A 3,176-nucleotide genomic window follows, 5' to 3' on the forward strand; every position below is an offset into this window, starting at 1 on the left:
GGTGATATTGACATCTATCCTGAATTTACAGGGACAGCGATTTCTGAATTTCTGAAAGAAACAGCGAAAAGCACGGATAAGGAAAAAGTGTATGAGCAAGCGCGCCAAGGTTTGGCGTCATCCTTTCAGCTTCAGCTTCTTCAGCCGATGGCTTATAACAATACATATGCTTTAGCCGTGCCTCAATCACTAGCGGATCAATATGATTTATCAAAAGTAAGAGCAGGAGATTTTGTTACACTTTGTGTGGCAGCAGGAAGCTTTTTCCGTCCAGTTGGCGGTTTTATTGCTGACAAAATTGGCGGTGTCCGCCTTCTTACCTTCCTATTTATCGGGGTTGCACTCAGTATGTTTGGAGTGAGCCAGCTTCCACCTTTAGCTGTTGTGACCACTTTATTGTTTATCGGAATGCTCTGCTTGGGAATGGGAAATGGAGCGGTCTTCCAATTGGTACCGCAGCGTTTCCAAGAGGAAATCGGGATGATAACTGGGATTGTAGGAGCAGCCGGAGGCGTTGGTGGATTTTTTGTCCCCAATATATTAGGAACACTTAAGGAGGTTACTGGAACTTACGGAACTGGCTTTATGGTTTATACGGGGATCGGGATTGCCGCTTTATTAGTGTTATTTTTGGCACAAGTGTCATGGCGAAGAACGTGGTCAACTAAGGAAGCTTCTTTAAAAAATTAACAAAAACGCATTTGCCTTTAATTTGGCAAATGCGTTTTTGTTTAATTTGAGTCTCAAGTTCTACTTATCCTCAAAAGCAAGAACTCTTTATTTTAAAACCACAGTCTTGAATGATAGTCATATTCATAGATATCTACTTTTTCTTCCTCTTCTTTTTTAGGGTTACACTCATCGCAAGGTTCTTCGGCCTGGTTATGTTTACATTGTTCAAATAAAAGTTCCATGATTATGTCCCCTTTCCTACTTCTTACTCTCTATTTTAATGGAAGCGGTTTCATTTGTCTTGTGGTTTTTATTGGTAATTATAAATACATAGAATAGTGCGTCTCGACTGAGAGCTGAAACGCACTATTCTATGTATATCTTGAAGTTTAAAGAGAGTCACTTTTTCTTAGGAAGTCCCCTGACACTCTCAAAAACACTTCCGGCTCCTCCACATACGGCATATGAGCACTGTGCTCATATACATGGAATGATGAACCTGGTGTTAATGTGCTGTAGTACTGTGTTGTTTCCGGGGTCGCCTCATCAAACCGGCCGCATGTATATAGTGTCGGACAGGTGATTTCCTTGAGTCGTGCGGTACAGTCAAATTCCTTCAGGTTCCCGAGTACGGTAAATTCAGAAGGTCCCCACATGATATTGTATACTTCTGGATTTCTATTTTTAGAGCCCAGTTTTAACCATTCTGGATACGGATCCAAACGGCAGACAAAGTTTTTGTTAAAAACTTCTGTTGCCTTTTTATATTCCTCTGAGTCAGTGGTTCCATTTACTTCGCAACTGATAATTGTTTTCTTAGTTTCATTTGGCAGTTTTTCAAGATTGCGTCTTTGATCTTGCTCCCACAGTGGAGCACTTAAGCATGGACTTGAAAAAATAACACTTTTCACACCGCTTGGTCTGGTTAAACAATAGGCTGCTGCGAGCGTTGTCCCCCAGGAATGGCCAAGGAGATGCACTTCTTCAAGGTTAAGGGCTTGTCTTACCTGGGCCAATTCCTCAACAAACCTTTCAATTCTCCATAATGAAGTATCCGCAGGACGGTCGGATTTCCCACATCCTAATTGATCGTAAAAGATTACGGGACGGTCCGCTGACAGAGCCTTTAAACCTTGAAGTGAATAGCACGATGATCCAGGCCCGCCGTGCAAAATAATTACTGGAGTCCCTTTTGCGTATTTATTAAAAAGTTGATACCAAACCCTTCCCCCTGTAACATCAATATATCCTCCTTCAAACATATTCATATCCCCTTTATTTAATTGTGTTCTCCTAATTCAGTGATTCGACATCAATAATGAAAAAACCTGTTTTCACATTTGTTGAAATTCTATATCCTAGGGGAAATGAATGCGGCTAAGGCTAAATTTAAATCGTTACTCACTAAACACCCGGAAACCATCCAGGTGTATGGATGATGGCTTGCCAAAGTGGGTCTGGTATTACCAATTCCTGTTGTTTATTTTTATCTATTTTGGTTACAATTTCTGATTCCCTTCCTTCGGCCACCTTTTGAACCCAGTCAGGGTCAATAATCATTTCACGCCCTAAAGCGATTAAAGGGACACCTGATTGAATTGCTTTTAATGCATCATCGGCTGTATAGATTGATCCCACACCAATAACAGGAACGGTGGAACCCACCCGTTCTTGAATAATTTCGATCCGTGCACGTGTGTCATCCACTCCGCGTCTTGGAGATGACCAGAAATCTTGGAGGGAAACGTGTAAATAATCAAGATCTTTTTTCGATAATGCATCAATTAAAACCAAGGTATCTGCCATCGTAATCCCTGGTGTTTCCGCTTCTTCCGGGGAAAACCGATACCCAACAATAAATGGCTCTTTTGTCAGTTCAGCTGCCACCTTTTTCACCTGTTCAACTACTGCTAACGGAAAATTGAGTCGATTTTCGAGACTGCCTCCCCATCTGTCTTCGCGGCGATTGGAATGCGGGGAGAAAAACTGTTGAATCAAATAGCCATTTGCACCATGGATTTCAACACCATCATATCCCGCTTCAATCGCACGACGAGTCGTCTCACCAAAATCATTAATAATTGCTTCCACTTCTTCATTAGATAATTCCCTTGGAACAGGTTTACCTGGACCTTCTGCAGGTATGTTGCTAGCACTGACAACGTCACCATTAGGAACTAACTCAGGCGGTACTTGCCGTCCGCCGTGAAAAATTTGCAAAATTGCTTTTGCTCCTTGGTCTTTTATGCCGGCAGCAATTTTCCGTAAACTTGGGATTAATTCATCTCGGTCACCGCCAAATTCACCATGAAATCCTTTTCCGTTCGCTGTAACATAAGTACAGGCAGTTATGACCATACCCACACCACCAGAACGACGGGCATAATAATTAACTTCTGCATCTGTAACGGTACCATCAGGGTTGGATGAAAAGTTAGTCATCGGGGCCATCACAATTCGGTTCTTTAAAGTTACTCCATTTGAAAATGTAAACGGTTCAAATA

Annotated in this window: 4 protein-coding genes; 1 reads left to right on the top strand and 3 read right to left on the bottom strand. The window is 41.9% G+C overall.

The annotated features are described in order from the left end of the window. On the top strand, positions 1 to 690 hold a 690-nt coding region (locus V7659_RS12705), incomplete at its 5' end, for an MFS transporter (protein WP_335540326.1). A gap of 92 nt (positions 691 to 782) precedes the next feature. Here the strand turns inward: V7659_RS12705 and V7659_RS12710 are convergent. The 3 genes from V7659_RS12710 to V7659_RS12720 form a co-directional block, all read right to left on the bottom strand. After that, entirely contained in the window at positions 783 to 914 is a 132-nt protein-coding gene (locus V7659_RS12710; protein WP_335540327.1) for a hypothetical protein, read from the bottom strand. 147 nt (positions 915 to 1,061) lie between these two features. Then, the gene (locus V7659_RS12715) at positions 1,062 to 1,934 is read right to left on the bottom strand and encodes a proline iminopeptidase-family hydrolase (RefSeq protein ID WP_335540328.1); all 873 of its coding nucleotides are present in this window, start codon (positions 1,932 to 1,934) and stop codon (positions 1,062 to 1,064) included. Positions 1,935 to 2,076: 142 nt separating this feature from the next. Further along, positions 2,077 to 3,176: NADH-dependent flavin oxidoreductase (locus V7659_RS12720; RefSeq protein ID WP_335540329.1), on the bottom strand; the 1,100-nt coding region annotated here is incomplete at its 5' end.

Origin of the sequence: Neobacillus drentensis, from assembly GCF_036966985.1 — a bacterium.
Lineage (GTDB): Bacteria > Bacillota > Bacilli > Bacillales > Cytobacillaceae > Neobacillus > Neobacillus drentensis_E.